This window comes from Cohaesibacter gelatinilyticus (genome assembly GCF_900215605.1).
GTDB classification, from domain to species: Bacteria; Pseudomonadota; Alphaproteobacteria; order Rhizobiales; family Cohaesibacteraceae; genus Cohaesibacter; species Cohaesibacter gelatinilyticus.
Map to the genome: position 1 here is coordinate 993,952 of NZ_OBEL01000001.1, position 24,914 is coordinate 1,018,865.

Genomic DNA, 24,914 nt, shown 5'->3' on the forward strand with positions numbered 1-24,914 from the left:
AGAGAAAAAGCGGCTCCATGATGAAATTGTCGTTTTTGGTTTTGACCTTTAATCAGGCAACCAGTTTTTTTGCTTTACGCAACTTCTTATAGCTGGCCCAAAGCGTCTCATTTGATCGGATCGTGCGCTTCACGTCAGCAACAATGGTTGCGCCCATTGCAGCCAGCTGTCCTTTGAATGTTCTTGATTTGGTGTAGGTAAAATAGTTAATTCGAATGTCACACCATAGGTGCTTGTAACGCTCGTCCCCCATACCGAGATCGAGAAACCGGTCTCCAAGTTCGCAACGGTGGCGTATCATCTCGCCAAGCAGCATCTCTCCAGCCGACAAACGCGGCAGATAGTCTTCATCAAAACTGTTGAAATAGGCCGAGAAACACCCATTTTGGCTGCCCCCTCCATAGGTGGCTATCAGGCGACCATCGACCTCAAGGCCATAGAAATGAAGGGCAGGGGCAAGATCCTTGCCTTGTGAGTTCGATCTTTTCAGGGCATCAATAAATGCTTGAGTGTGGTCTTGAGAAAAAATATCCTCAATTCCCAATGCATTGAAACGTGCACTTTTCTGAGCATAGAAAGCCTCAAGGAAAGGTGCGAACTGATCGGGTTCAGCAGTTTCCACCATACGCCAGGTATGGTTTCCGCTTTCCAGAAAACGCCGCTGCCAACGATGTTTCTTGCGCATTCGTTTGCGGCTTTTTGCTTCGAATAGTTGATCAAATCCAGGGGTGAGGTCCAGGCCGAATGCAGGTGTCATTCCCGCATTTATTGCCTTGGACCCTATGACATGTGGGAACCCATCCCAGTGTTCCGGATTTGCGGAGAGTTGTATCAAATCGACATTTGAAGTCGTCAAAACATCAAGAACTGCTTGCTCCAGCCCCGAACGCTTTTGCTCTGAATGTAGAGTATCAGCGACCTGCTCGGAAAAGAGACCGAAATTAAAGTTGCTATGCTTGCCACCTGACCAGACCAGCCTGTTCAAACCTTTGTTGCATATGATAGCAAAGGGCAGGACCATAACTGGTATATTTTCCCGATAACCGATCACGATGAAAGGGCGTGCCTTTTGTGATGCGCCAAGCGTTTCAAACCATGATTTTTGCCAGGCATGGCGTTGAAAGGTTGGGCCAACTGCGCCATTGGTCTCCAAGTTCAGCCAGTCATTTTGGCAGGCCTTCAGATCGCCCCAGGTTTTAAGCTGTAAGCCACCTGAAACGGAAAATGTCTTAATTGGTAAGTCTGGCGTTGCCAGCATGGTCGTCCTCGGATTTTCTACCTCTTATTGGGTAGAGAAAAATTACTTCTTACCCCCTATATCATGGGGAGAGTAAAAGCTTTGCTGCACGTGTTAAGAAGATTCCAATATTGTGCTGCGATGGTAAAAAAAATCTTCAGTGCCGCATTAGCCGCTCGTCATTCGCCTTTGGGCAGGTTTCTATGGATTTAATTCGTTTCTTTCAGCGTTCCGTTCTGGCAACCATTGCCAATACTGGTCTTGCTCCGGTTATCAAGCCGGTTCTGGGCGGACGTGGTGCTATATTGATGTTTCATCGGGTAAAACCGGATCAAGGACATTCATTTCAACCGAACGCCCATTTGGAAATCTCTCCTGATTTTCTGGATGAGTTACTCGAATTGATGCCCCAATGGGGATATGAATGGATTTCATTGAAGGAGATACCGGATTTTCTCGCAACAAGATCCAGGGGTGAGAGATTCGCGGCGATCACATTGGATGACGGCTACGCGGATAATCTGGAATTTGCAGTTCCCATCTTTAAAAAGCACAAGGTTCCATACACGGTCTTTTTAGTGCCGGGATTTGTGGAAGGACAGGCACTTCCATGGTGGATCCTGATTGAAGAAGTTATTCGCAAAAATGAAACACTGAAACTTCCTGAAATCGTGGATGGTTTGGGGGGGCAAGCAACGACCAAAACGGATGTTGAGAAAAAAAGAGCCTTCAAATATCTGGGACGTCACTATCTGACAATGGATCAGGAAAAGGTATTCGGCTCCCTGTTTGAGCTCTGTCAGGAGAACGGTGTTGAAGCCGTGAAGTTTTCTCAAGAGACTTTCTTGTCTTGGAATGATGTGAATGCTCTGGTAACTGATCCTTTATGCACTATCGGAGGCCATACTGAGCTTCATCCATCACTAGCCCGTTTATCTGACGATGCCGTGAGAGATCAGATTGTAGCGGGACTCGATCAGATAACCGACAGGATTGGCAGTGAACCCGAGGTTTTTGCCTATCCTTTTGGATTCAAAAGCACAGCCGGAAAACGAGAGTTCAGAATCGTTTCGGAGTTGGATCTGACATGTGCGGTGACTACGCGCCCGGGATTGGTGCATGATGAGCACAATTTACATCTGTCAGCTCTGCCGCGCGTCTCTGTCAATGGTCTGTTCCAGAAGCCCGGATACGTACAGGCTCTACTCTCCGGTCTACCCTTCTTGTTGGCTAACAAAGGCAAGAGGATCGATATCGATTAGGCCGTGAATATCTGGCTTTATTACTCCGCTTTTTTTCGGAAGCGTCCATGTTCCATCCAGCGGATGATGAGTCCGGCGGGGAAAATCCAAAGCAGACCTGTGATGATAAAGAACAGGATCTGAACCCAGCCTGCGGCTTTGGCTACAACAACAGCCCCAATTGTCATTCCGATAGCAGCATAAACAACGATGAGTGCGACGAGAGCCAGCATTCCAATGAATTTGCGTGTCCGAATGGTCATGATGCATCCTGATGGTTTGTTCTGCGCATTTCCTTTATCTCAGTCCGGCGATAGAGAAAAGAAAAAAGATGATCATCTTCATGTCTGCGCACCTTATCGCAGGATTTTGATACTTTTCTCTTTGGTTCCTTGGTCAGACTTTGTAGCATGCGCAAAAAAGAGACTTGAAGACTGGACTATCGAGAGAAGCAGGCATCATGGAATTGACACAAGAGGACCGCTGGCTAAATGTAAGCAAAAAAGCTGCAGCCAGCCGAAAGGCAGTGCGCATCTGGCTCTATCTTATAGCGGCGCTGGTCTTTTTGATGGTGGTTGTCGGCGGCGCAACCCGCTTGACCGATTCTGGCCTTTCCATCACAGAATGGAAACCTATTCATGGCGCTATTCCACCCATGAGCTCTGAAGCTTGGGCAGAGGAGTTTGAGAAATACAAACAGATTCCGGAATATGAACAAGTGAACAAGGGCATGAATTTGGAGGAGTTCAAGTTCATCTTCTGGTGGGAATGGGGCCATCGCCAGCTTGGCCGCTTCATCGGTCTCGCTTTCTTCATTCCAATGCTGTTTTTCTGGCTCACAGGGCGTCTGACTGACGAGATAAAACCGAGGGTTCTGGTTCTTTTCTTCCTTGGTGGCTTGCAGGGAGCAGTTGGCTGGTGGATGGTGGCTTCTGGCCTGTCTGAGCGGGTTGATGTTAGCCAATATCGTCTGGCTTCACATCTCATAATGGCCAGTCTTATCTTCGCGGCTCTCATATGGGTAGCACGGGGCTATCGAGAAAAAGATGAAAAACCGGAATGTGTGAGCGCAGATCGTCATTGGTGGACTATGCTACTGCTGTGGATCTTTGTGATGCTGCAGATTTTCCTCGGTGCATTGGTTGCAGGCACCCATGCGGGTAAAACCTATAATACCTGGCCGCTTATGGATGGCAGTTTTATTCCTGATCAGCTTTATGACGGATCACCTGCATGGCTCTCTGCCTTTGAAGATCACATGACCATTCAGTTCAATCATCGCATGCTGGCTTATGTCATCCTTGTGATTGCTGCTCTGGCACTGTTGCGGCTGTTCAAGGACAGTTTTGCCAACACCTTGAGGCCATGGACTATTGCTTTGGCCAGCCTGATCGTCGCGCAAGTACTGGTAGGAATTCTGACACTCCTATTGGTCGTGCCACTTAGCCTGGCTCTGATCCATCAGGTCGGAGCAATCATCGTGTTGGCTTGTGCAACAGTGATGCTTCGCGATCTTTATGACAATAGAAGTTAGAAGTTGAATAACTTCAGAACATAAAAAAGGCCGGGGAATCCCGGCCTTTTCACATTTCCAAATGGTATATCAAGCTTAAGCTTTCATTGCCTGATCCAGATCAGCGATGATGTCTTTGACATCTTCAATACCGATAGACAGGCGCACGGTGTCCGGAGAGGCACCAGCTGCAATCTTTTGCTCATCGGTCAGCTGACTATGAGTGGTAGAGGCAGGGTGAATAGCCAAAGAGCGCGTGTCACCAATGTTGGCAACATGGCTGAACAGCTTCATGCTCTCAATCAATTTCACACCAGCTTCATGGCCGCCTTTCAGACCGAAAGTAAAGACGGAGCCAGCACCTTTGGGCATATATTTCTGATGCTTGGCATAATTATCGTCGCCTTCCAAGCCAGCATAGGAAACCCAGCTCACAGCCTCGTGGCTTTCCAGGAACTTGGCAACAATCAAGGCATTCTCGCAATGACGTTCCATACGCAGATGCAATGTTTCGAGGCCGGTCAGGATCTGGAAGCAGTTCATCGGAGCAATAGCTGGGCCCAGGTCACGCAGACCAAGCACACGACACGCAATGGCAAAAGCGAAGTTACCGAAAGTCTCATGCAATACAACGCCGTTATATTCCGGACGTGGCTCGCTGAGCATTGGATATTTGCCAGAAGCAGACCAGTCGAAGCTACCGCCATCAACGATTACGCCGCCCATGGAGTTGCCGTGACCACCCATGAATTTGGTCATGGAATGCAGGACTACATCGGCACCAAAATCGATTGGCTTACAGAGGAACGGAGTTGCCATGGTGTTGTCGACGATCAGCGGAATACCAGCTTCCTTGGCAACAGCTGCCCAACCTTCGAGATCGGTGATCACGCCACCTGGGTTGGCAAGGCTCTCGATATAGATGGCTTTGGTCTTGTCATCGATCAGGGATTTGGCTGCTTGCGGATCCAGAGCATCAGCCCAGCGCACATGCCAGTCAAAGCTTTTGAAGCTGTGGTTGAACTGGTTGATGTTGCCACCATATAGCTTGTCTGCTGCAATGAAATTATCGCCCGGGCGCATGATGGCGTGGAAGGTCAGCATTGCAGCGGCGTGACCAGAAGCAACAGCCAAAGCCGCCGTGCCGCTTTCCAGAGCAGCCACACGCTCTTCCAAAGCGCCCTGGGTCGGGTTCATGATGCGGGTATAGATATTGCCAAATTCCTGAAGAGCGAACAGTTTGGCAGCATGTTCTGTGCTGTTAAATGCATAGGCTGTAGTTTGGTAAATCGGAACCGTACGTGCACCAGTGGTTGGATCTGGCTGCGCGCCTGCATGAATGGTCAAAGTGCCAAAGCCCGGTGCTGTCTCTTCGCTCATTTTTTTACCCCTTAGAAGATTTGCCTGAATGGTTGGGAGGGCCAACCGGCAGAAACAAGATTTCTATTTGATTACAGGGACTTTAGCCCAGAGTGCTCTTGGGAGCTATTTGAAAATTGCAAAAAAAATTCTATTTATTGCACAATTTCAGGAAAACGAACCCCCGCAATAATGCAAATATCCTTATGGCAGCAATTTTCTTTCGTCATCGTCTCGCTGCCAATCTGGCTTCCGTTTGGGAACTAAGCATGATTGATGTCTGAAAAAGGTCAATAGAATTGAGTGAAGGCAGCCATCGGAAAAACTAAAAGCCAACTGATAGAGGTATCAGTTGGCTTTCCTTCGATCTCTAAATGGATAACAGCTGAAAGCTGATCAACCTTGCTCCAATCTCGGGATTTCAATCTTGGGGCAGCGATCCATCACCACACGAAGACCGGCCTCCTCAGCGCGCTTTGCGGCCTCTTCATTAACCACGCCGAGCTGCATCCACGCCACTTTAGCCCCGATACGAATGGCTTCATCCGTCACATTGCCTGCAGCCTCGGAGTTACGAAAGATATCGACCATATCAACCGGCACATCAATATCAGAAAGTGATGCAGCAACTTTCTGGCCAAGAATTTCTTGCCCTGCTTTGCCCGGATTAACAGGAATGACTTTGTAGCCTTGTTCCAGCAGATATTTGGTCACTCTATAGCTCGGACGCTCTTCCTTATCACTGGCTCCAACCAGAGCGATAGTCTTCACTTCATTCAGAATGTCTTGGATATACTCGTCAGGATAGGTGAGTTCAGCCATGGGTCTGTCCGTCTATTACTGTCTCTTGGTATATTTGTCCAAGTGAATATATGAGCGAATGGCAAAAGTGCAAGTTGATCAACTTGAGAGAGGCTAGGCGAATCTTGGAATGTCTAGCCTTGTATTGATTTAGGAACCGCAAGGCCATTCTGGTTTGCGTTTCTCGAGAAAGGCCTCAATACCTTCTTCTGCGTCAGCTGCCATCATATTTTCGGTCATGGTTTTTGCGGCGAGATCATAAGCATCTGACAATGGTAACTCGACCTGCTGGTAGAATATTTCCTTGCCAAATTTCAGGGCTGCAGGGGATTTTTTGGCGATTTCCTCGCAATAACGGTCGACCACCAAGCGCAGGTAATCCTTGGGAACCACGCGATTGACGATGCCATAAGCTTTGGCGGTATGAGAATCGATCTCTTCGCCGGTCACCAGCATTTCCATAGCCTGCTTGCGTGGCACATTGCGTGTCAGTGCCACCATAGGAGTAGAGCAGAATAGGCCTATATTGACGCCCGGAGTGCAGAAGTTGGCTTCATTGACTGTAATGGCCAGATCACAGGTGGCTACCAGCTGGCAGCCTGCTGCAGTCGCAGTACCTTGTACCTCGGCAATAACAAGCTTTGGGCAATTAACAATCTGCTGCATGAGCTTGGAGCAAGTTTCCATGATCATGGCAAAATAGGCTTTGCCACCATCTTTATCCGCACGATGCGCAGTCAACTCTTTCAGGTTATGGCCAGCACAAAAGACAGGGCCATTGGCTGCAATTACAATCAGACGCGTCACATCATCCTGGTTTGCGCGCTCCAACTCCAATGCCAGTGCCGCCATCATTTCTTCGGAAAGGGCATTGCGGCTCTTTGGGCGGTTCATGATCAAGCGGCGGGTAGGGCCGATCTGTTCGATCAGAACCGCAGCTTCCTGCACGTCATCATTGGCGGGATTATTCTTCTCGGTGCTCCCAGTAGCGTCCACGATAGCGTCTCCTAAATCAGGCAAAGTGCATGTCGGGGCACTGCATAGTCCGTTTTACGACCCAAATGCAAGATAAACCCTCAAACTCGCTCAAGTCTGCTGAGGGAAGGCCTGAAGGTCAAGGCCGCCGTTCGGACTATTTGGAAAAGCGAGGTTATAGAAAGGTTAAGGTTCGGAAGCTGTTGCATCGTAGCGAATTTTGGGCTTGTATTTCCTTTAACGTCAACTGATTTGGTCAGATGCCTGATCAAATGAGGAACCGGTTGGCGGAGAAGCTGCAGATCCAAAAAAGGCAGGCGCAAAGCCAAAGCTACTCTTCATATTATCAACCTGTGACAGCCGAAGACTTTCGGGGGAGGGGCTCGTGAGCCTGAAAATGAACAAGGAAGAAGTTTCTGCACTTCTTGATAAGGAATTTCCGCAAATCAATCATGGTGGGCGTTGCTATCATATCGACTGGGTGGAACCGGGCGAGACACAAATGCGCCTGAAGGCAGATGATCGTCATTTGCGTCCGGGCGGAACTGTATCCGGACCATCCATGATGTCACTGGCAGATCTGGCTGCTTATGTCATCATCTTGGCCGAAATTGGCCCTGTGGCATTGGCTGTCACCACCAGTCTCAATATCAACTTCCTCAATAAACCAGGACCGGGTGATCTGCTCGGTCATTGCAAGATCCTCAAAAAAGGCAAACGCTTGATCATTGTAGAGGTTGATATCCGATCGGAAGGACAAGAAGATCTGGTGGCGCATGCGACAGCAACCTACTCTGTGCCACCACAGGCGAATTGAACTGCCAAAAGATGCGGATGATCGAATCCTGCTCTTGGGGAGTGACAATGGAATGAAAACGACATGATATTTTGTGGTAAAATAATACCGCAAAATTATCTCGTTGATTTTGTTGGTGTATTCGTTTTGAAATTGCTTGACTTATGCGCAGGGATCTTTAAAAGAAGCCCAGACATTGCGGCGGTACGAAGTGTGCCGCCGTTTCACGTTGTCTTCACTGACACCGGAAATACGGATAAGCAATGAAAACCTTTTCTGCAAATCCTTCTAACATCGAGAAGAAATGGATTCTCATCGATGCTGAAGGTCTGGTGGTTGGTCGTCTCGCTTCGCTGATCGCGATGCGTCTGCGCGGCAAACACAAAGCCACTTTCACTCCGCATATGGATTGCGGTGACAATGTTATCGTAATTAACGCCGACAAGGTAAAACTGACCGGTCGTAAATACGAAAACAAAAAATACTATTGGCACACTGGTCATCCAGGTGGCATCAAAGAGCGCACCGCTCGTCAGATCATGGAGGGTAAATTCCCTGAGCGTGTTCTGCAGAAAGCTGTGCAGCGTATGATGCCAGGTGGTCCTCTGACCCGCGTTCAGCTGTCCAACATGCGTGTTTATGCAGGCAGCGAGCATCCACATGAAGCTCAGGCTCCTGAGACTCTGGATGTAAAATCCCTGAACTCCAAGAATGCAAGGGGCTAATCCATGAGTGATCAGATCCAGTCTTTGGAAGAACTCGGTGCTGCTGTAGGCGCAGAGGAATCCGCTCCAGTTCATGTTCAGAAGCTTGACCAGTATGGCCGTGCATACGCTACTGGTAAGCGTAAAGATGCCGTTGCTCGTGTTTGGGTTAAGCCAGGCACCGGCAAAATCATCGTGAACACAAAAGAGTACACCGAATATTTCGGTCGCCCTGTTCTGCAGATGGTTCTCAAGCAGCCAATCGTTGCCGCTGACCGTGATGGTCAGTTCGACATCATCGCTACCGTTGCCGGTGGTGGTCTGTCCGGTCAGGCTGGCGCCATCCGTCACGGCATCTCCAAAGCTCTGACCTACTACGAGCCAGAGCTGCGTGCAGTGTTGAAAAAAGGTGGCTTCCTTACCCGCGACTCCCGTGTCGTTGAACGTAAGAAATACGGTCGCGCAAAAGCTCGTCGTTCGTTCCAGTTCTCCAAGCGTTAATTGCTGGGTTCTGTCGAAGTCGACAGTTATACGAATACAAAAGGGCAGCTCTTCAGCTGCCCTTTTTTGTTGTTCAATCTTAGCGAGTGCGTTAGCGTTTCATCTATACTGAAACGTCAGAGACACACTATGAAACCTTTTGCTTTTGCCTATTTTTTTCTCTTACTTTTGCTGGCATCAAACACTGCAATAGCAAAGAAGATAGATATTCTGGAAATCTATAATCGTTTTTATCTTACGCAGGGCGTGGCACAAAAATGCGGCATGTCGGATAAGGCCTTGAAGAAAAAGTTCTCAAGGAATTTTGCAATAGTCAAAATAAGAGCTCAAGAACGTGTTCAGCAAAGGCGGCCTGATTTTAGTGAGCAAAAAGTTCATGCTTCATTCAGAGTCATGAATAGGCGGTTGGACAAGGTAGTTGAAGCGCTCGGGTGTAAAAGCACCGAAGCTGAACAGCTTATGAAGTTGTTCAAATTTCATGCGAACTGGGATATGCGCCGATAAATTCGTGCCGATCAGTGCCCAGTCATTGTTGCTCAAAGAGAGCAAGTTGATCAATGAGCAGCAACACTATTTACACGATAGCTTTGCTCAAATCGTTTCGGCAGGAAGTAGGCAAGGCTCACGCCTGCGCCATCCAGAATCCAACGTGTGATTAGAACGAACACAGCTCCAGAGCAGTTGGCGGCGATGTCTGCAATGGAAAAGAGGCGATTGGGCATGAATATCTGAATGACTTCTACACCGGTTCCGGCAATCAGAACCAGAATGGCCGCAACTACATAAGCATGAAAGAAACGCCCGAATAAGAAGGTGAACAGAGCGAAGCCGATGAAATGCGCGGCTTTATCGATTGGGTGAGGAATATGAAAACCTGTATTTGCTGTTCCCATGACTGCACCCGATATAACGACGGCCATGAGACAAATCCCAGTCAAAATATGGGCAATTTCCGCTCGCTTGCTTCCCCTGAATAATGTCATGCCCCTGCCTTTACCCCTGTATGTTTGGGAGCAATGGTGACAAATAGTCCCTAACGGCTGGCAAATACTGAGATGATCTGGTTTTATTTCAACAAACAGACTTAAGATTATCTTAGCCTGAAAGAGAAAAGCGTGATGCTGAGCACCACGCTTTCTATTCTAACAAATGGTCGCTTTGATGAAGCGATCAGATTTCGCCCCGATGATAGGAAATGCGATAGAAAATCGCAAACAACACTGGCAAGACGATCAGCGTCAGAACGGTTGCAAAGCCAAGACCGAACATGATCGTCACAGCCAATGGGGCAAAGAATACATCGGTCAGCAGTGGGATTAGGCCCAGAACTGTCGTGATTGCCGCCATGGTCACCGGTCGCATGCGGCTGACCGCTGCTTGAGCAATCGCATCATGCATATTCACGCCTTCTTCTTCATTCAGCCGTTTGATCTCCTCGATCAGCACGATACCGTTCTTGAGAAGCATGCCTGACAAGCTCAGGAAACCAAGCAGAGCGGTGAAACTGAAAGGCTGGTTGAATAGCAACAGACCAGATGCCACACCAATGACTGCCAACGGTACCGTTAGCCACACCACGACGGTCTGGCGGAAAGAGTTGAACAGCATCACTGTGATAGCGAGCATCACAACAATGCCCAGCGGAACGAACTGGAAGACAGCCACATTGGCTTTCTGCTGTGCTTCAAACTCACCACCCCAAGTCAATTCATATCCGGCCGGTAAATCCAATGCTTCCACTTTTGGATGTAAATTATCGAAGAGTTGAAACGAGTTTATCGGGGAGTTGGGCGCAGGGTCGACCCAAACCTGAATGGTACGCTTCCGATCACGCCGCATGATCAGGCTATCTTCCCAACCCAAATCGATGGAATGTACCACCTGATCAATATTGACATAGCGGTTCAAGGCGGGGCTGAAGACTTGAATATCACCCAGTTGCTCAACGCTTGAGCGTTCTTCATATGGCGGACGCAGAAAAATGGGTAGAATATCTGCTCCATCCCGCAATTTGGCTATTTCAATGCCTCTCACATTTAGAAGCAGGGCGTTATCGATATCAGATTTGGAGATACCCAAGCGGCGTGCTTCTGCTTCTGCAAATTGCGGCAGCAACACCTTGGTTCGTTCACGCCAATCATGACGAATGTTGGTGACATTGTCTTCCGTGCGATAAATGTCCTTCACTTTCTGTGCCAATTCGCGCAGAACCGCACGATCAGGACCGGAAATGCGGGCCTCAATCTTGGCCTTGGTGCCTGGCCCTAACTCAAAACGGGAAGCCTTTGCAAAAGCTTGCGGTGCCCTCTCTGAAATCGAGGTTAGAACCCGATCAATGATAGCTGGCATTTTGTCAAAGTCATTCACCTCAATGATATACTGGCCGTAGGAGGGAAAGTCTCGTTCGCCCGCATAGGTCAGCATGAAACGCTCAGATCCAGTGCCAATTGTTGTGGTGATCTGACGGATGTCTGGATCTTCCAGCAAGTCGCCTTCCAATTCCGCCATATCCTTAATGGTTGAGCGAATGTCGGACCCTTGCGGGAGCCAGAAATCAACCGTGAAAGCGGGAAGGTTGGATGGTGGAAAAAAGGCCTGACTGACAAAGCCGAAACCATAGATGGCAAGTGCCAAGGCCCCTACGGTCAATCCAGCCGTAATCCAGCGGAAGCGCAGGGCAAGTAGCAGGATGCCTTTATAGATTTGATAGACAATACCACGATAAGGGTCGGATTCTTCCTCCGAATCTTGTGCCGCCGCTCGCTCTTCTTTGCTCAATTCCTTGAACAGAATTGAGGCAAAGAATGGGGTGAGCGTGATTGCAAAGAGCCAGCTGATCATCAAAGAAATCAACAAGATCCAGAAAAGGGCACCGGTGAACTCCCCGGACGCGTCAGGGGACAATCCGATTGGCGCGAAGGCCGTGACAGAAATGACGGTTGCACCAAACAGCGGCCAGATCGTCTGAGAAACAATGCGCTTGGCTGCGTCTACTCGGCTCAAACCACGCTTCAAACCAATCAAAATACCATCGGTAATCACAATGGCATTATCGACGAGCATACCCAAGGCAATGATCAGGGCACCCAGCGAGATGCGATGCAGATCAATTGCATAGATATTCATGATGATAAAGGTGCCAAGAATGGTCAGGAGTAGAATCCCGCTCATCAAGATTCCGGATCGTAATCCCATGGTCAGAAGCAAGACGACAATCACAATACCGATGGCCTGAGCAAGGCTGATAAGGAAGTCATTGACGGATTTATCAACCTGACCAGGCTGGTCATAGATTACGCTCAAATTCACGCCAATCGGGCGTGTATATTCCAACTCGGCCAAGCGGTCCTTAACAGCCTTTCCGACTTCAACCACATTCACGCCAGAGGAGAAGGAAATGCCAAGCGTGAGGGCCTCCTGCCCATTGAAGCGATAGACGTGACGCGGCGGGTCAGCAAATTCCACTGACACATTGGCAACGTCAGAAAGGTAGACAATCTGACCATTGGCTTGACCCAGCATCAGATCGCGTAATTGTTCGGCTTGATTGTAGTTACCAGTAGAAGCAATACGGATATATTCACTGCCGACCTTCAATTTGCCGGCATTGGAGATCAGATTCTGGCTTTGCAGCAATTGCTGAAGCGCGCTGACAGACAGATTGAGAGATGCCAACTTGGAACGGTTGACTTCCAGAATGATCTGTTTTTGCAAGGTGCCACCAACGGATACTTTGCCAACGCCTTTGACCAGGACCAACTCACGACGCAACAGATCGGCATAATTGCCCATTTCTTCCTGACTATAGCCTTTGCCCGTGATAGCGAAGAACATGCCATAAACATCACTGAAATCATCATTGACACGGGGTGGGTGTGCCCCTGGTGGCAGGTTGCCCGCCATATCGCGGATCTTGCGGCGCATTTCGTCCCAGATCTGTGCGAGATCGTTCTTGCGGTAAATAGACTTCATCTCGACGGTGACCTGCGATAGGCCACTGGAGGAAATGGAAGTCACATTATCCAGATAAGGAAGTTGCTGCAGGGCAGTTTCAATCGGGAGAGTGATCTCTTCTTCTACTTCCAGTGCCGATGCGCCGGGATATTGAGTAACGATCACAGCCTGTTTGATTGTAAATTCAGGATCTTCCAATCGGCCAAGACCGGTAAAGGCCAGAACACCGCCGACCAGCAGAAAGACCGTAACCATCCAGCTGACCGCCTGGTTCTTGATGGCATAATCAGTCAAATTCATGATTTTTGTCCCTTATCTCTGTCTTAAAGACCACGTTCTTTTTCAAAGGGACGAACCTTTTGGCCCTCGACAATGTGGGTTACACCAACGGCGATAAGTCGATCTCCTTCGTTTAAGCCATCGGTAATGCGCAACATACCATGATCAATGCCTTGAACGCTGACTTCCGTCTTGTGGGCAACATTGTCGGCATCCAGTTTCCAGACCCAGCGCTTGGTATCTTGATCAAAAACAGATTCCAGAGGGATCAGCAGGCCTTTTTGTGCCTGCTGTTTGACAAGCTTGCCCAAATCGAAGGAAACATTGACACTCATACCCGGCAAAACACTGAGCTGGGTTGGATGTGGCATGCTGACTGTGATCTTGAAGGAGCGAGTCGCGGCATCTGGCACGCTTTCATGCTTGCGATACCAAGCTGTGAATTTTTGATCAGGAAATGCGTCGAAGGCGACCGAAACCTCATTGTTTTTCTCGGCTTTGTCCCGATCCAGCATCAGAAAAAGGCTCTCGGGAACATTGAAGGTAACATCGATATTTTTGTTGCCATGATATTCGGCAATGGATGCGCCTGCCTGAATGTTCTGAAAGCGTTCTGCCTGAGTTTGGGCCACCACGCCATCATAAGGAGCAACGAGGCTTGTATAGCCAAGGTCGTCCTTCGCGCGTTTAAGAGCTGCTGCAGCGATATCAAATTGGGATTGAACCTTGTCCAATCCGGCCTTGGACAGATGTTTTTTCTCGAACAAGGCCTTGCTTCGCTTCAATTCCGTTTGTGCCAGATCATAGCTTGCCTGACGTTCGGCAAGAGTGTTGAGAAACGGTGTTTCATCAAGCTTGGCAATGAGAGTGCCCTTTTTCAGCTCTTGGCCGGATAGGGCAGGGAAGCTGGAAATCTGTCCTGATACACGAAAGGCAAGTACAGATTTTCGACTGGCTTCGGTAATTCCTGGAAATGTCTTTTCCAGATTATTGAGCGAGGATTTGGCTGTAATGATTTTCGCAGGTCGGACGATGTTTGATTTGGTCTGATCGACATCTTCCTGAGTGCCTTGATCCATGCATCCTGCCAAAGTGAGCAAGGCGCCAACGACCAGAATTGAAGAACTGACTTTTGCCATTAGATATAACCACCGGAGAAAAAAGGCCGCATAGAGCGGCTTTCGGCTGTAAACTGAATTTTTAATATAAATACATACAGGAATGTATATTTGTCTACTGGTAATTTTCTGCGCTCTGGTTTATGCAGAAAAAAGTAAGGACAAAGGTGACCCCAAATGGCGCGTAAAACCAAAGAAGAAGCAGAGAAAACCTATCAGGCCCTTTTGCAGGCTGCGGCAAATCTGTTCATCAAAAACGGTATCGCTGAAACCACATTGAATCAGATTGCCAAGGAAGCCGGTGTAACAAGAGGCGCATTCTATTGGCATTTTGAGGATAAGAATGACGTGGTACGTGCACTATGGGAATCTTATGCAAAACCACAATTGGAGCCTTTGAGGCAGAATCTTGTCAGCTCTTTTCAGACAAACCCGGTAGACAGCTTGCGTCATGTAACATCGCAATTGCTGGATCGTTTGATCAATGATGAGCGGTTGGGGCAGGCTCTTCGTATCGTAATGCATAATGTGGAACTAAGCGAGAATCATACAGCATTACGCGAATATCTGATGGAAGAGCACAAGATGATGATTGAAAGCTTCACAGCTGCGTTTGAGAGGATAAATGTTGCGGGTTTATTGAGAACAGACCGGGCAGTGGAAACCATCGCTTGGGGCTATATCTGTCTGATGGGTGGATTGGTCGAAAAGCATTTTATGCCGGGTACGCCTCTTATGCTGCCCGATCAAGGGCAGAATATTCTCGATATGTATCTGGATGGTGTGGTGATGGTGCAACCTGACACCTGATATGTTCAACATATCTCACTGTCAAAATAAAAATCCCGCCGCAATATTGAAGTTGCGCCGGGATTTTTTTTTGTTTTGGGGCACTGATTGAGAAATCAGCTTGGTTATTTGCGAACGCCCTCAACATGCAAAGACAGGTCAACAGTCTGGGAAGCTGGACCAAGATCCATCTTGATGCCGAAATCTTTCAAAGCAATCTGAGTGGTTGCTTCAAAGCCCTGACGGAAACCGCCCCAGGGATCTTTACCGCCACCAACATATTTGGTGTCCAGAACAACTGATTTGGTGACACCATGCAAGGTCAGATCACCATGGATCTTGGCTGTCTTATCACCCGTGACTTCTACTTTGGTGCTTTTGAAGCTTGCCGTCGGGAACTTGTCGACTTCAAGAAAATCAGCGCTGCGCAGGTGCTTGTCGCGAGCAGCATGATTTGAGTTGACACTGTTGGTGTCAATTTCCACCATCACATTGCTGGCTGCAGGATCTTTCTCATCAAAGCTGAAATTGCCGGAGAAAGTATCGAAACGACCGGTCAGCCAGCTATAGCCTAGATGCTGAATTTTGAAATTGATGGAAGCATGAGCGCCCTTGGTATCAATCACATAATCTGCTGCCAAAGCTGGAAGTGCAGCAACTGAGCTGGCGGCGATAGCTGCTGCAGCAACAAAGGTGGTCTTGATTTTTGAAAGAGTCATTGGTTGGCTCCTGTTGAGGGTAAATTGGAGTAATCGGGGGATGGCGCGGGGATGGAAAATACCCCGCAACCTTTATGTTTCTCCTTGCGTCATACGACGCAAGGTAGGATCTTTGTCGATAAAATGGTGCTTGATTGCGGCAAGAGCATGAAGAGCAACCAGTGCTATGGCGCCATAGGCAACATATTCATGAATAAATCCTGCAACATTCTCCATGCCCTGCACCTGAATGAGAGAAGGCAGACTGAAGAGGCCAAATATATCCAGAGGGCGCCCATCGGCGGTAAAAATCAGATAGCCTGATACAATGAGCACAGCCAGTCCGGCATAAAGCAGCAAATGAACCACGTGAGAGGCCAGACGTTCATGCCATGGCAGATAGCTGGAATCGGGTTCGACGCTCAGTAAACGCCAGATGAAACGAATAGGCAGCATCAAAGCCACCACCATGCCAATGCTGATATGAAGGTTGGGAGCGGTCTTGTAATAGGGGCTGTAATAGGTCAGTTCGACCATCCACCAGCCAAGACCGAACATGCCAAAAAACAAAAGAGCCATGCTCCAATGCAGGAAGCGCGAAAGGGAGCCATATCCGTTTTCTGTATTTTTCAATGCCATGAGGCACTCCATTTAAACATGACAAAGGCAGCGCTCTTCCCCGTGGGCCTGTCTTGGGAAAATCCATCACGGGTAAGGGCAGCTACCAATTCCAAGGATCAATTTGGGTTTGCCTTGTTCAAAGATAAAGAAGGGAATTGACATTACATTCTCAACATGGCGTTGATAATAATATGGATACCTTGATCGGAATGCGCACTTTCTGTGCGGTAGTTGAAGAAGAAAGCTTTGTGCGCGCAGCTGCGAAACTTGAGCTTTCTGCAGCACTTACCAGTAAATATGTGGCTCAATTGGAGGAACGGCTGCAGGTGCGGTTGCTCAATCGGACCACTCGAAGTCTGGCTGTGACACAAGAGGGGCAGGCTTACTATGAGCGTTGCTCACAAATAATTGATCAGTTTGACGAGATGGAAAATTTGATCCGTGAACAAAAGGGTGTCCCGACCGGACGTCTACGCATTTCTGCACCGATCACCTTGGCTGAGCAACATCTGGCACATGCGACCAGTCGTTTCATGGAACTCTATCCGGATGTCTCAGTCGAATTGAAGTTGGCTGATCGTTATATCAATCTGGTTGATGAAGGGTATGATCTTGCTATCCGAATGGGAACACTGGAAGACTCAAGTCTGATTGCGCGTAAACTGGCTCCAATGCGTGTGTCGGTGGTGGCGTCGCCAGGATATCTTGCCAAGCATGGCACGCCGGAGCATCCCCATGATCTCGCTCAGCATCAGTGTATTCATGATACCAACTATCTGGGTGGCAAGATGTGGGGCTTCACCGAGAATGGCAAAGATTTCACCGTTCCCATCAATGGTAGACTGACAACAAACAGCATCTTGGCTGTCCGTGCCGCTCTCTTGGAAGACGGTGGGATCGGTTCCGTGCCACGCTATGTCGTCAAGGACGATATCAAAAAGGGACTACTAAAGGAGATCCTGCCTGACTATCTAAGGGATGGTGGGGCGGTCTATGCTGTCTACCCTCACAATCGCCATCTTGCGGCTAAAGTTCGCGTCTATGTTGAATTCATCGCGAGCTATTTTGCCAACCAAAAGGATTGGCAATAGATTGACAGTTTAAAGACATCATAATTTCATTGTAAATGAAATTATGTGCCGCAGAAGGTTGCGTGCACCATTTCATTGTCACTGGGCTCTGCCTCATATTCCTCAGCCCCCGCCTGTTCAGTGTAAGGCTTTGAGAGCACTTCGCTCAATCGGCGAAAAACTTCGAAATTGCCGTGATAGGCGGCATTGATCGCTGCTTCGACTTGATGATTGCGCGGAATATAGATCGGATTGGCCTTGCGCATGGCTTGATAACGATCTGACGGATCATTGACCTGCTGTCCCATCAACATCAACCAATTGTCCAGCCAAACGGCAACAGCACGGCGATTGGCGAACAGATTGGCTAAGCCTTCATGCTGGTTATCACGGGCAAATTCGCTTAGATGTCTGAAGAAGAGAGTGAAATCAATCTGATGTTTGGTGAGAAGCTCAAGAGTGGTATTCAGAAAGGCTTCTTCCTGTTCTTCTTTTAAGACAAGACCCAGCTTTTGCCCAAAGCGCTGCAAATAACTTTGATTGAACTGCTCTGCGAAGCCATCCAGAACCTCTTGCGCCAGTTGCATGGCGTCAGATTGATCCTCCGCCAATATTGGCACCAGTGCGGTGGCCAATTGTGCCAAATTCCAATGTGCCATATGGGGCTGGTTACCCCAGCTGTAGCGGCCATGACGATCAATGGAGCTGAAGGTTTTGGCAGCATGAAAACGATCCATGAAGGCGCATGGGCCATAATCTATCGTTTCACCTGAAATGGCCATGTTGTCAGTATTCATGACGCCATGGATGAAGCCTAGACTTAGCCAATGAGCAACCAATGTTGCTTGCTTTTCAACGACCTTCGCCAGGAGGGCTTGAACGGGGTTATCGGCATTTCGACAATCGGGATAGAGACGGTCAATGCAAAAATCTGCTAGTTGTTGCAGTGCCTCATGATCCTGATTGGCATAGAAATATTGGAAGGTGCCAACCCGCACATGACTGCGAGCGATTCGGGTCAGAACTGCGCCTTCCAGAGCTTCTTCACGGCGTACATTATCTCCGGTGGTGACGACAGCCAAACTCCGCGTGGTCGGCACATCCAGTGCATGCATGGCTTCGGAGACAACATATTCCCGTATCACCGGCCCCAAAGCCGCCAGACCGTCGCCATTGCGAGAATAGGGGGTTGGACCCGATCCTTTCAGATGAATATCCCACAGCGTGCCGGAGCTATCTTTCACTTCACCAGCCAACAGTGCACGCCCGTCACCAAGACGTGGAACCCAATTGCCAAATTGATGGCCCGCATAAACCATGGCAAGAGGATCGGCATGCTTTGGAAAACGGGAACCGGAAAGAAAACGGGCTGTTGCCTCTGTATCATGAAAATGATTGGCAATGCGCAATTCCTCTGCCAGTCCTTGATTGAATTCAACCAGATATGGGCTTCTGGCGGCAATCGGTGACAGGCGCGAGTAGAATTTGCCAGGCAATCGGCCATAGCTGTTGTCAAAAGGCAGATTGGCAAATGGTTCCGACACGGCTCATCCTTTGGGCGATTCTGATTGAGCATCAATTCTAGCACGGCGATGCTGGAGCTAGATAGCAAGAGACGTGAGCGAGGTAACCAAATTCTCTAGATATCCAAATGTGTGGGTTCTCGAACCGGAAAGAAACACAATTCGTCAGGAAGCGGCTTTCTTACGTTCCATTTTATCATCGAAGGCCAAAACCATTGGAGCAAAGAAGCTCAAAAAGAACAAGCGGAACACGTGCTGGGCGGCAACAAAGGTCGTGTCGACATCCATGATGACAGCCATGGCAGCCATGGCCTCCAATCCACCGGGCGCAAAGGCGATGAGGAGCTGAGGCAGAGGTAGGCCAAGAAGCCAGCTGGCGAGGAAGCCCGCACTGATCGCGATAATGGCGGCCCAGCTTACCGCAACGAGGCCTGCTCCCGCAGATCTTTTCAATTGATTGATACTCACATCAGCAAACCGTGTGCCAATCAGGCTACCCATGATGGCGAAGGCGATGATACTCAGCCAATCGGGAATTTGGCCGGTAACAGTGCCAGTGACATGGGTGAGGGTGGAGACCAGCATACCGCCCAACAAAAAAGCAGCTGGAAAGTTGAGCTTGATGAATAGCCATCCAACAAGACCTGCAGCAGGTATGAGAAGACCAAGTTCCCAATAGGACATGAACAATCGTGCTGTTGATGATGGCTCTCCAGCCAATCCCATGAAACTGACAACAAAAGGAACGGCGACAGTAAGCACCATCACTCTGATCGACTGAACAATACTGACGGCTGCTACATCGACATTGCTTTGGCTTGAAAGCCCTAAGATGAAACTCAGATGACCGGGAGAGGACGCCAGTGTGGCCGACTTGGCATCAAAGTGCCAAAAGCGCCTTAGCAATATCCGACAGCCGAAAAATGTCCCAAGCAGTGAGACAACGAGAATGACGAAGGCAAAAGGCCAAAGACTGATTGTCTCGAGAACATTGGGGGTTACGCCCGATCCCATGGACAAACCAATTCCAATGAAACAAGCATTTCGGATGAGATTGGGGATATTCAATGTAAGGCCGGATAAACAGCCAATAGTGACCGCAATGGCCGAGCCGGTCAGAAAAGGAGCGGGGAATCCTGCCAAATAGGCCAGGATCCCCCCAACTGCTCCGATGCTCAAAGTCAAAATGACTTGCTTGGTCATTTGATCTCCTGTTTGGATGCCGCTCTAGTCCGCTGTTGGTGTTTCGACTGGTTTTGCCTTTCGCAATTTGGCGAAAAGTGGTGAGACCATCGGAACAATCAGACACAGGCCGGCAATAACAAGGATGCTGAGGGTCAGCGGGCGTTCCCAGAGGAAGGACCAGCTGTCATTATTGATCAACAATGCCCGGCGCAGATTCTCTTCCATCATACCACCTAAAATGAAACCTAGAATCATCGGAGCCATGGGGAAATCGAGGAAGCGAAGGAATAGAGCCACCGCGCCAAACAACACCATCAATTGAATATCGAACGTGTTGAAGCTGACAAAATACACACCAATCAAGGAGAAGAATAGAATGAATGGCAGAAGGAAACGAGAAGGAATGGCCAGCACCTTGGCGATATACGGGATTAAGGGCAGATTCAAAATCAGAAGGATGATATTGCCAATCCACATGGATACGATCACGGACCAGAAAACTTCTGGCTGATCAATGTAAAGACGTGGTCCAGGTTGAATACCATAGCCAATCAGGGCTCCCAGCATGATGGCGGTGGTACCAGAGCCAGGAATGCCAAGGGTCAGAAGAGGCACAAAGGAGCCAGTAGCAGCGGCGTTGTTGGCGGTCTCAGGTGCAGACAAACCACGTACGGAACCTTTACCAAACAGCTTGCCTTTTTCCGCACCGGCAATGCGCTGCTCTGTACCATAGGCAAGGAATGAGGCGATGGTTGCACCTGCACCGGGAAGAACGCCAATCAGGAAGCCAAGAACTGACGAGCGGCCAATGACTGGAGCCATTTCCTTCACTTCTTCCTTGCTGACAGCCATGGAGCCCAAGTGGCTGGAGGCATCTTTCTCTTCTTGGCGTTTGGAATCATCATTTGGCTTCAGAATGGCAATCAAAGCTTCTGACAAAGCAAATGTTGCCATCACCAGCAGAAGGAAGGAAATGCCATCGGTCAGATCCAGAATGCCCAATGTAAAGCGTGGTACACCTTGAGTTTGGTCGGTGCCAACGGTGGAGAGCATCAGGCCAATCACGGTCATCAGCAAGGCTTTCAGCACATCGCCCTTGCTGGCAAAGGCAGCCACTGCGGTCAGACCCAGCACCATGAGAGCAAAATAGTCGGTTGATTGAAAAGCCAGTGAAACACTTGCCAAAAAAGGAGCCGCAACAAGCAGGAAGATAGCTGCAATCACACCACCGGAGAAAGACGAATAAGCGGCAATGGCCAAAGCTTTGCCTGCCTTTCCTTGTTTGGCCATGGGAAAGCCGTCAAAGGAAGTCGCAACGGTCGAGGCAACGCCGGGAGCATTGATCAGAATGGAGGATGTTGACCCTCCGAAGATAGCACCATAATAAACGGCAGCCATCAGGATGATACCAGCCGAAGGTTCCAGCGTTGAAGCGATCGGGATCATCAAAGCAATGGCAGACATGGGGCCAAGGCCTGGCAACATACCAATGAATGTGCCGACGAAACATCCAATCATCACAAAGATCAAATTCATCGGGGTGAGGGCGGTGCCCAAACCAATCAGGATACCGTCAAGCATATCAGGATCCTTTCATAAATTGCGGCAGAGGCTCGATGAAAACATCAAGGCCATAGGTCATCAGCGCCCAAAAGGCGAAGACGGTTGGAACAGCAACAGCCAAAAGACGCCACCATTTGCGCTCACCCAGAAGCGCAAAACCGATCATCAGGAATAAAGATGTTGCGATCAGAAAGCCCATTGGGCGTACCATCAATCCATATGCAGACATCAGGGCGAGAAATAAGGCACCAAGACCCCAGTTCAGTCCGGCAAAGCGGGGCTTCTCATCAGATCCGGGGAATAGAATGATCAGAACTGATAGTCCAATTGCCAGAACCGATAATACCTCTGGCATGGTGCGAGCATGGAAAGCGGAGTTGGCCTGAAATGGTAGCAGATGGATCTGTTGGCTTAGCAGGCCATAGGTAATGCTGAAGATCAGCAAAAGCATCCCGCCAATACGGTCCTTAACGAAGAGCATGATAGGGTTCCCAGAGGTCTTGTATGAAATTTCCGCCCAAATGCTGTGTCTCTGAGAGCCTTTTAGCGACGAAATCGTCATCAAACATATTGTGCTTGATTGCGCACTGGACGAAGCGCATTCAACAGCAATTATACAAGCGGGTTTGCATTCAATAAAGCTCGGGGAGAGTGTCCAGCTCTCCCCGACAGGCAAGCCAGAGAACCGGCTATGCCTTGGGAGTGTTCCCTAGAGGAAACCAAGTTCCTTCATCAACGCAGAAACTTCCTCTTCCTGGGTTTCCAGGAATTTGACGAATTTGTCATCAGGATTGAAGATTTCTACCCAACCGTTGCGGTCACGAACGGTCACCCAATCGGAAGTCGTATACATTTCCTGCAATGCTTTCACGAACATGGCCTTCTTCTCGTCTGGTAGACCAGGAGCTGCGAAGAAACCGCGCCAGTTCACAAAATAAGTCCCATCAGACCCGGCCTCTGAGCAGGTAGGTGTATCTTTGGATGCTTCCACACGAGCATTTGAAGTGACGCAAAGGATTTTCACTTCACCTTGACGAGCGAGCTCGATTGCCTCACCAAAACCCGTTGTCAACGCCTTGATCTCACCAGACAGCAGACCTGCCATTGCTTTACCACCTGCGTCATATGGGATATATTTCACGGTCGTCGGATCGGCACCGGCATTTTTCATGACCATGGAGGCAATCAGATGATCCATGCCACCTGCAACGGAACCGCCGCCAATAGCAACATTCTTTGGATCGGCATTGTAAGCTGCAAGCAGATCACCAAAGCTCTTATGCGGTGAATCCTTACCGACTACGATAGCACCAAAATCGCCGATCGTACCTGCGATTGGGGTCAGATCACGGAAGGACTGAGGGAAGACCTTCTGCAAGGAACGAATAACGATTGGAGTGGAGTTGACCATCAAGGTGCTCTGATCTTTGGTTTCGATCAGATGAGCAATGGCTTTGCCACCGCCGCCTCCAGACATGTTTTCATAGGATGCGGCGCCTACGATGCCCGACTTTGTCAGAGCTTCGCCGGTTCCGCGGGCAGTCCCATCCCAGCCACCGCCAGCACCACCAGGAATCAGGAACTTGATTTCATCAAGCACCTTGTGACCATCGGCTTTGGCAGACACAGAAAGACCGGCTGCAGATACAGAAAAAACGGCAGCACAAAGGGCTGCTTTCAAAAATTTCATCAGATTTTCCTCCCAGTTCAAATCCAATCGGCCCACCTTGATGGTGAGCGTGATCGGCATGAACACAGTCAAACAGATGAACCTGACACGAAGCTGTCATTGCAGTGCAATAAAACATGGAAACTGCGGGATACTTGTTTTTTACAGAAATTACTGATCACGCAACGCTTCGTTCCATTTCTTGACGATGCGGGCACGCTTCACCTGATCAAGATAAACCATCAGGCTGGGGCGAACCGCGATTGGACGCAGTTGGCTGCCATGATTACTAGCCAGATGATGCGCTGTGCGTTCTCCCCGGATATCGGGGTGAAGGACGGGAATACGTACCTGGTCGGATAAAACCGATTGGCCTTCCTTGCTCATTAGAAAGGCCAGAAACCGCGTTCCCAGTTCTGGATTGCGCGCAACACGAGGAACAAAGGCTATGCGAGACATGACGATGGTATAATCTGAAGGCAAAATAATACCGAGGTCGGGATGGTTCTCCGCCCAGTTGCTGGCATACGACCCAAGAATATTATAACCCAGCGCAAACTGACCTTCCGAGACCCGTTGCAAAATGGCGGACGAGTTGGAATAGAGTTTCACACCTGCACTTCCCAGGGCGCTGACAAGATCCCAGATATTTCGGTGATTTTTCTCGTCCATCGCTAAAAACAGGTAACCAACCCCTGCGCGTTCAATGTCATAGGTCGCAACACGCCCAAAAAATTTATCGCTGCTCTCTCGCAAGAGCTTGGTGAGCTCCGCACGAGAGTTGGGTGGTATCAGATTGGCAAATGTAGGTTTGTGATATACGAGAACGGAAGGTTCAAACGTGAAAGCAAAAGCTGTATCGCGCCATTGTGCCCAACTCGGCCAATTTTCGAGATCGGGCAGATTGACAGGCTGAGCATAACCATCATTGGCCAGCTTCATTTGCAGATCCATCGCAGACGAAAGAGTAAGATCAGCGGTCGCGCCTGATTGATCGCTCTCGTTTACAACCCGCTCATAGACGTCCTGCGTTTGCATTTCTTCATAAACAATCGAAATGTTCGGATTCAATTTCTGAAATGCCTTGATCAGCGGTTCTGACAGATGAGTATCCAAAGAAGAATAAATAGTTAGTGTTTCGCCATCAGCGCCCGGTGCAGGGGCCTCAAATAGAGTTTCTGCTGATGATGGTTGCGCGTTGAAAACTCCGTAAACTAATGCAATAAAAAGGAAAATTCCAGTGTTGGTAAGTCGATTTATCCAATTGTGCAATCGATCCTGTTTCATGGAATTTCCTCCTCCCAAATGCTTGAGCAGA

Annotated in this window: 24 protein-coding genes; 8 read left to right on the plus strand and 16 right to left on the minus strand. The window is 49.0% G+C overall.

Going from position 1 to position 24,914, the window contains the following annotated elements; translation table 11 throughout:
• Positions 1 to 52: 52 nt before the first annotated feature.
• Positions 53 to 1,258, minus strand: coding sequence for a GNAT family N-acetyltransferase (locus tag CRO57_RS04465; RefSeq protein ID WP_097152162.1), 1,206 nt, complete (start codon positions 1,256 to 1,258; stop codon positions 53 to 55).
• 182 nt (positions 1,259 to 1,440) lie between these two features.
• Between CRO57_RS04465 and CRO57_RS04470 the strand changes: the two genes are divergently transcribed.
• Positions 1,441 to 2,499, plus strand: coding sequence for a polysaccharide deacetylase family protein (locus CRO57_RS04470; RefSeq protein WP_097152163.1), 1,059 nt, complete (start codon positions 1,441 to 1,443; stop codon positions 2,497 to 2,499).
• 20 nt (positions 2,500 to 2,519) lie between these two features.
• Here CRO57_RS04470 and CRO57_RS04475 read toward each other — a convergent pair whose 3' ends face one another.
• Complete coding sequence (locus tag CRO57_RS04475) at positions 2,520 to 2,741, minus strand: DUF2842 domain-containing protein (RefSeq protein WP_097152164.1); 222 nt, start codon at positions 2,739 to 2,741, stop codon at positions 2,520 to 2,522.
• A 197-nt stretch (positions 2,742 to 2,938) separates the two neighbouring features.
• Here CRO57_RS04475 and CRO57_RS04480 point away from each other — a divergent pair, with 197 nt between their 5' ends.
• Positions 2,939 to 4,012 (plus strand): COX15/CtaA family protein, encoded by a 1,074-nt coding sequence (locus CRO57_RS04480; protein WP_097152165.1) that lies wholly within the window; start codon positions 2,939 to 2,941, stop codon positions 4,010 to 4,012.
• Positions 4,013 to 4,087: 75 nt separating this feature from the next.
• On the opposite strand, the gene CRO57_RS04485 is transcribed toward CRO57_RS04480, so the two are convergent.
• The 3 genes from CRO57_RS04485 to CRO57_RS04495 form a co-directional block, all read right to left on the minus strand.
• On the minus strand, positions 4,088 to 5,371 hold the full coding sequence (locus CRO57_RS04485) for an O-acetylhomoserine aminocarboxypropyltransferase (protein WP_097152166.1): 1,284 nt from the start codon (positions 5,369 to 5,371) through the stop codon (positions 4,088 to 4,090).
• Between the two features lie 375 nt (positions 5,372 to 5,746).
• The gene (locus CRO57_RS04490) at positions 5,747 to 6,172 is read right to left on the minus strand and encodes a CoA-binding protein (protein ID WP_097152167.1); all 426 of its coding nucleotides are present in this window, start codon (positions 6,170 to 6,172) and stop codon (positions 5,747 to 5,749) included.
• Positions 6,173 to 6,301: 129 nt separating this feature from the next.
• Positions 6,302 to 7,099 carry an enoyl-CoA hydratase gene (locus CRO57_RS04495; RefSeq protein ID WP_097153199.1) on the minus strand — a complete coding sequence of 266 codons (798 nt, stop codon included), beginning with the start codon at positions 7,097 to 7,099 and terminating at the stop codon, positions 6,302 to 6,304.
• 424 nt (positions 7,100 to 7,523) lie between these two features.
• Here CRO57_RS04495 and CRO57_RS04500 point away from each other — a divergent pair, with 424 nt between their 5' ends.
• The 4 genes from CRO57_RS04500 (at position 7,524) to CRO57_RS04520 (ending at position 9,631) form a co-directional block, all read left to right on the plus strand.
• Complete coding sequence (locus CRO57_RS04500) at positions 7,524 to 7,943, plus strand: PaaI family thioesterase (protein ID WP_097152168.1); 420 nt, start codon at positions 7,524 to 7,526, stop codon at positions 7,941 to 7,943.
• A gap of 242 nt (positions 7,944 to 8,185) precedes the next feature.
• Positions 8,186 to 8,647 carry a 50S ribosomal protein L13 gene (gene rplM, locus CRO57_RS04510; protein ID WP_097152170.1) on the plus strand — a complete coding sequence of 154 codons (462 nt, stop codon included), beginning with the start codon at positions 8,186 to 8,188 and terminating at the stop codon, positions 8,645 to 8,647.
• A gap of 3 nt (positions 8,648 to 8,650) precedes the next feature.
• The gene (rpsI, locus tag CRO57_RS04515; RefSeq protein WP_097152171.1) at positions 8,651 to 9,127 is read left to right on the plus strand and encodes a 30S ribosomal protein S9; all 477 of its coding nucleotides are present in this window, start codon (positions 8,651 to 8,653) and stop codon (positions 9,125 to 9,127) included.
• Positions 9,128 to 9,256: 129 nt separating this feature from the next.
• Positions 9,257 to 9,631, plus strand: coding sequence for a hypothetical protein (locus tag CRO57_RS04520; RefSeq protein ID WP_097152172.1), 375 nt, complete (start codon positions 9,257 to 9,259; stop codon positions 9,629 to 9,631).
• A 50-nt stretch (positions 9,632 to 9,681) separates the two neighbouring features.
• Here CRO57_RS04520 and CRO57_RS04525 read toward each other — a convergent pair whose 3' ends face one another.
• The 3 genes from CRO57_RS04525 to CRO57_RS04535 all read right to left on the minus strand — a co-directional run bounded on the left by CRO57_RS04525 (position 9,682) and on the right by CRO57_RS04535 (position 14,499).
• The gene (locus tag CRO57_RS04525) at positions 9,682 to 10,047 is read right to left on the minus strand and encodes a VanZ family protein (RefSeq protein WP_170955948.1); all 366 of its coding nucleotides are present in this window, start codon (positions 10,045 to 10,047) and stop codon (positions 9,682 to 9,684) included.
• A 250-nt stretch (positions 10,048 to 10,297) separates the two neighbouring features.
• Positions 10,298 to 13,381 carry an efflux RND transporter permease subunit gene (locus CRO57_RS04530; RefSeq protein WP_097152174.1) on the minus strand — a complete coding sequence of 1,028 codons (3,084 nt, stop codon included), beginning with the start codon at positions 13,379 to 13,381 and terminating at the stop codon, positions 10,298 to 10,300.
• 23 nt (positions 13,382 to 13,404) lie between these two features.
• Complete coding sequence (locus CRO57_RS04535) at positions 13,405 to 14,499, minus strand: efflux RND transporter periplasmic adaptor subunit (RefSeq protein WP_097152175.1); 1,095 nt, start codon at positions 14,497 to 14,499, stop codon at positions 13,405 to 13,407.
• A 156-nt stretch (positions 14,500 to 14,655) separates the two neighbouring features.
• On the opposite strand from CRO57_RS04535, the gene CRO57_RS04540 reads away from it, so the two are divergent.
• On the plus strand, positions 14,656 to 15,288 hold the full coding sequence (locus CRO57_RS04540; protein WP_097152176.1) for a TetR family transcriptional regulator: 633 nt from the start codon (positions 14,656 to 14,658) through the stop codon (positions 15,286 to 15,288).
• A gap of 104 nt (positions 15,289 to 15,392) precedes the next feature.
• On the opposite strand, the gene CRO57_RS04545 is transcribed toward CRO57_RS04540, so the two are convergent.
• Positions 15,393 to 15,986: a YceI family protein gene (locus CRO57_RS04545; protein ID WP_097152177.1), complete on the minus strand. Its 594-nt coding sequence runs from the start codon at positions 15,984 to 15,986 to the stop codon at positions 15,393 to 15,395.
• A gap of 72 nt (positions 15,987 to 16,058) precedes the next feature.
• On the minus strand, positions 16,059 to 16,604 hold the full coding sequence (locus tag CRO57_RS04550; protein ID WP_097152178.1) for a cytochrome b: 546 nt from the start codon (positions 16,602 to 16,604) through the stop codon (positions 16,059 to 16,061).
• Positions 16,605 to 16,777: 173 nt separating this feature from the next.
• Between CRO57_RS04550 and CRO57_RS04555 the strand changes: the two genes are divergently transcribed.
• Entirely contained in the window at positions 16,778 to 17,677 is a 900-nt protein-coding gene (locus tag CRO57_RS04555) for a LysR family transcriptional regulator (RefSeq protein ID WP_097152179.1), read from the plus strand.
• Between the two features lie 41 nt (positions 17,678 to 17,718).
• Here CRO57_RS04555 and CRO57_RS04560 read toward each other — a convergent pair whose 3' ends face one another.
• The 6 genes from CRO57_RS04560 to CRO57_RS04585 form a co-directional block, all read right to left on the minus strand.
• Positions 17,719 to 19,200: a protein adenylyltransferase SelO gene (locus CRO57_RS04560; protein ID WP_097152180.1), complete on the minus strand. Its 1,482-nt coding sequence runs from the start codon at positions 19,198 to 19,200 to the stop codon at positions 17,719 to 17,721.
• Positions 19,201 to 19,344: 144 nt separating this feature from the next.
• Positions 19,345 to 20,382 carry an AbrB family transcriptional regulator gene (locus tag CRO57_RS04565; RefSeq protein ID WP_097152181.1) on the minus strand — a complete coding sequence of 346 codons (1,038 nt, stop codon included), beginning with the start codon at positions 20,380 to 20,382 and terminating at the stop codon, positions 19,345 to 19,347.
• Between the two features lie 24 nt (positions 20,383 to 20,406).
• Positions 20,407 to 21,945, minus strand: coding sequence for a tripartite tricarboxylate transporter permease (locus CRO57_RS04570; protein ID WP_097152182.1), 1,539 nt, complete (start codon positions 21,943 to 21,945; stop codon positions 20,407 to 20,409).
• 1 nt (position 21,946) lies between these two features.
• Complete coding sequence (locus CRO57_RS04575; protein ID WP_170955949.1) at positions 21,947 to 22,408, minus strand: tripartite tricarboxylate transporter TctB family protein; 462 nt, start codon at positions 22,406 to 22,408, stop codon at positions 21,947 to 21,949.
• Between the two features lie 228 nt (positions 22,409 to 22,636).
• Positions 22,637 to 23,617, minus strand: a complete 981-nt coding sequence (locus CRO57_RS04580; protein WP_097153200.1) for a tripartite tricarboxylate transporter substrate binding protein — start codon at positions 23,615 to 23,617, stop codon at positions 22,637 to 22,639.
• Between the two features lie 150 nt (positions 23,618 to 23,767).
• Positions 23,768 to 24,883, minus strand: a complete 1,116-nt coding sequence (locus CRO57_RS04585) for an ABC transporter substrate-binding protein (protein WP_097152184.1) — start codon at positions 24,881 to 24,883, stop codon at positions 23,768 to 23,770.
• Positions 24,884 to 24,914: the final 31 nt, after the last annotated feature.

Coding starts and splice junctions, on each gene's coding strand:
- CRO57_RS04540 (WP_097152176.1), top strand. CDS start 14,656: ATGGCGCGTAAAACCAAAGAAGAAGCAGAGAAAACCTATCAGGCCCTT.
- rpsI (WP_097152171.1), top strand. CDS start 8,651: ATGAGTGATCAGATCCAGTCTTTGGAAGAACTCGGTGCTGCTGTAGGC.
- rplM (WP_097152170.1), top strand. CDS start 8,186: ATGAAAACCTTTTCTGCAAATCCTTCTAACATCGAGAAGAAATGGATT.
- CRO57_RS04490 (WP_097152167.1), bottom strand. CDS start 6,172: ATGGCTGAACTCACCTATCCTGACGAGTATATCCAAGACATTCTGAAT.
- CRO57_RS04570 (WP_097152182.1), bottom strand. CDS start 21,945: ATGCTTGACGGTATCCTGATTGGTTTGGGCACCGCCCTCACCCCGATG.
- CRO57_RS04575 (WP_170955949.1), bottom strand. CDS start 22,408: ATGCTCTTCGTTAAGGACCGTATTGGCGGGATGCTTTTGCTGATCTTC.
- CRO57_RS04465 (WP_097152162.1), bottom strand. CDS start 1,258: ATGCTGGCAACGCCAGACTTACCAATTAAGACATTTTCCGTTTCAGGT.
- CRO57_RS04500 (WP_097152168.1), top strand. CDS start 7,524: ATGAACAAGGAAGAAGTTTCTGCACTTCTTGATAAGGAATTTCCGCAA.
- CRO57_RS04550 (WP_097152178.1), bottom strand. CDS start 16,604: ATGGCATTGAAAAATACAGAAAACGGATATGGCTCCCTTTCGCGCTTC.
- CRO57_RS04580 (WP_097153200.1), bottom strand. CDS start 23,617: ATGAAATTTTTGAAAGCAGCCCTTTGTGCTGCCGTTTTTTCTGTATCT.
- CRO57_RS04470 (WP_097152163.1), top strand. CDS start 1,441: ATGGATTTAATTCGTTTCTTTCAGCGTTCCGTTCTGGCAACCATTGCC.
- CRO57_RS04475 (WP_097152164.1), bottom strand. CDS start 2,741: ATGACCATTCGGACACGCAAATTCATTGGAATGCTGGCTCTCGTCGCA.
- CRO57_RS04535 (WP_097152175.1), bottom strand. CDS start 14,499: ATGGCAAAAGTCAGTTCTTCAATTCTGGTCGTTGGCGCCTTGCTCACT.
- CRO57_RS04555 (WP_097152179.1), top strand. CDS start 16,778: ATGGATACCTTGATCGGAATGCGCACTTTCTGTGCGGTAGTTGAAGAA.
- CRO57_RS04530 (WP_097152174.1), bottom strand. CDS start 13,381: ATGAATTTGACTGATTATGCCATCAAGAACCAGGCGGTCAGCTGGATG.
- CRO57_RS04585 (WP_097152184.1), bottom strand. CDS start 24,883: ATGAAACAGGATCGATTGCACAATTGGATAAATCGACTTACCAACACT.
- CRO57_RS04545 (WP_097152177.1), bottom strand. CDS start 15,986: ATGACTCTTTCAAAAATCAAGACCACCTTTGTTGCTGCAGCAGCTATC.
- CRO57_RS04485 (WP_097152166.1), bottom strand. CDS start 5,371: ATGAGCGAAGAGACAGCACCGGGCTTTGGCACTTTGACCATTCATGCA.
- CRO57_RS04520 (WP_097152172.1), top strand. CDS start 9,257: ATGAAACCTTTTGCTTTTGCCTATTTTTTTCTCTTACTTTTGCTGGCA.
- CRO57_RS04480 (WP_097152165.1), top strand. CDS start 2,939: ATGGAATTGACACAAGAGGACCGCTGGCTAAATGTAAGCAAAAAAGCT.
- CRO57_RS04565 (WP_097152181.1), bottom strand. CDS start 20,382: ATGACCAAGCAAGTCATTTTGACTTTGAGCATCGGAGCAGTTGGGGGG.
- CRO57_RS04525 (WP_170955948.1), bottom strand. CDS start 10,047: ATGGCCGTCGTTATATCGGGTGCAGTCATGGGAACAGCAAATACAGGT.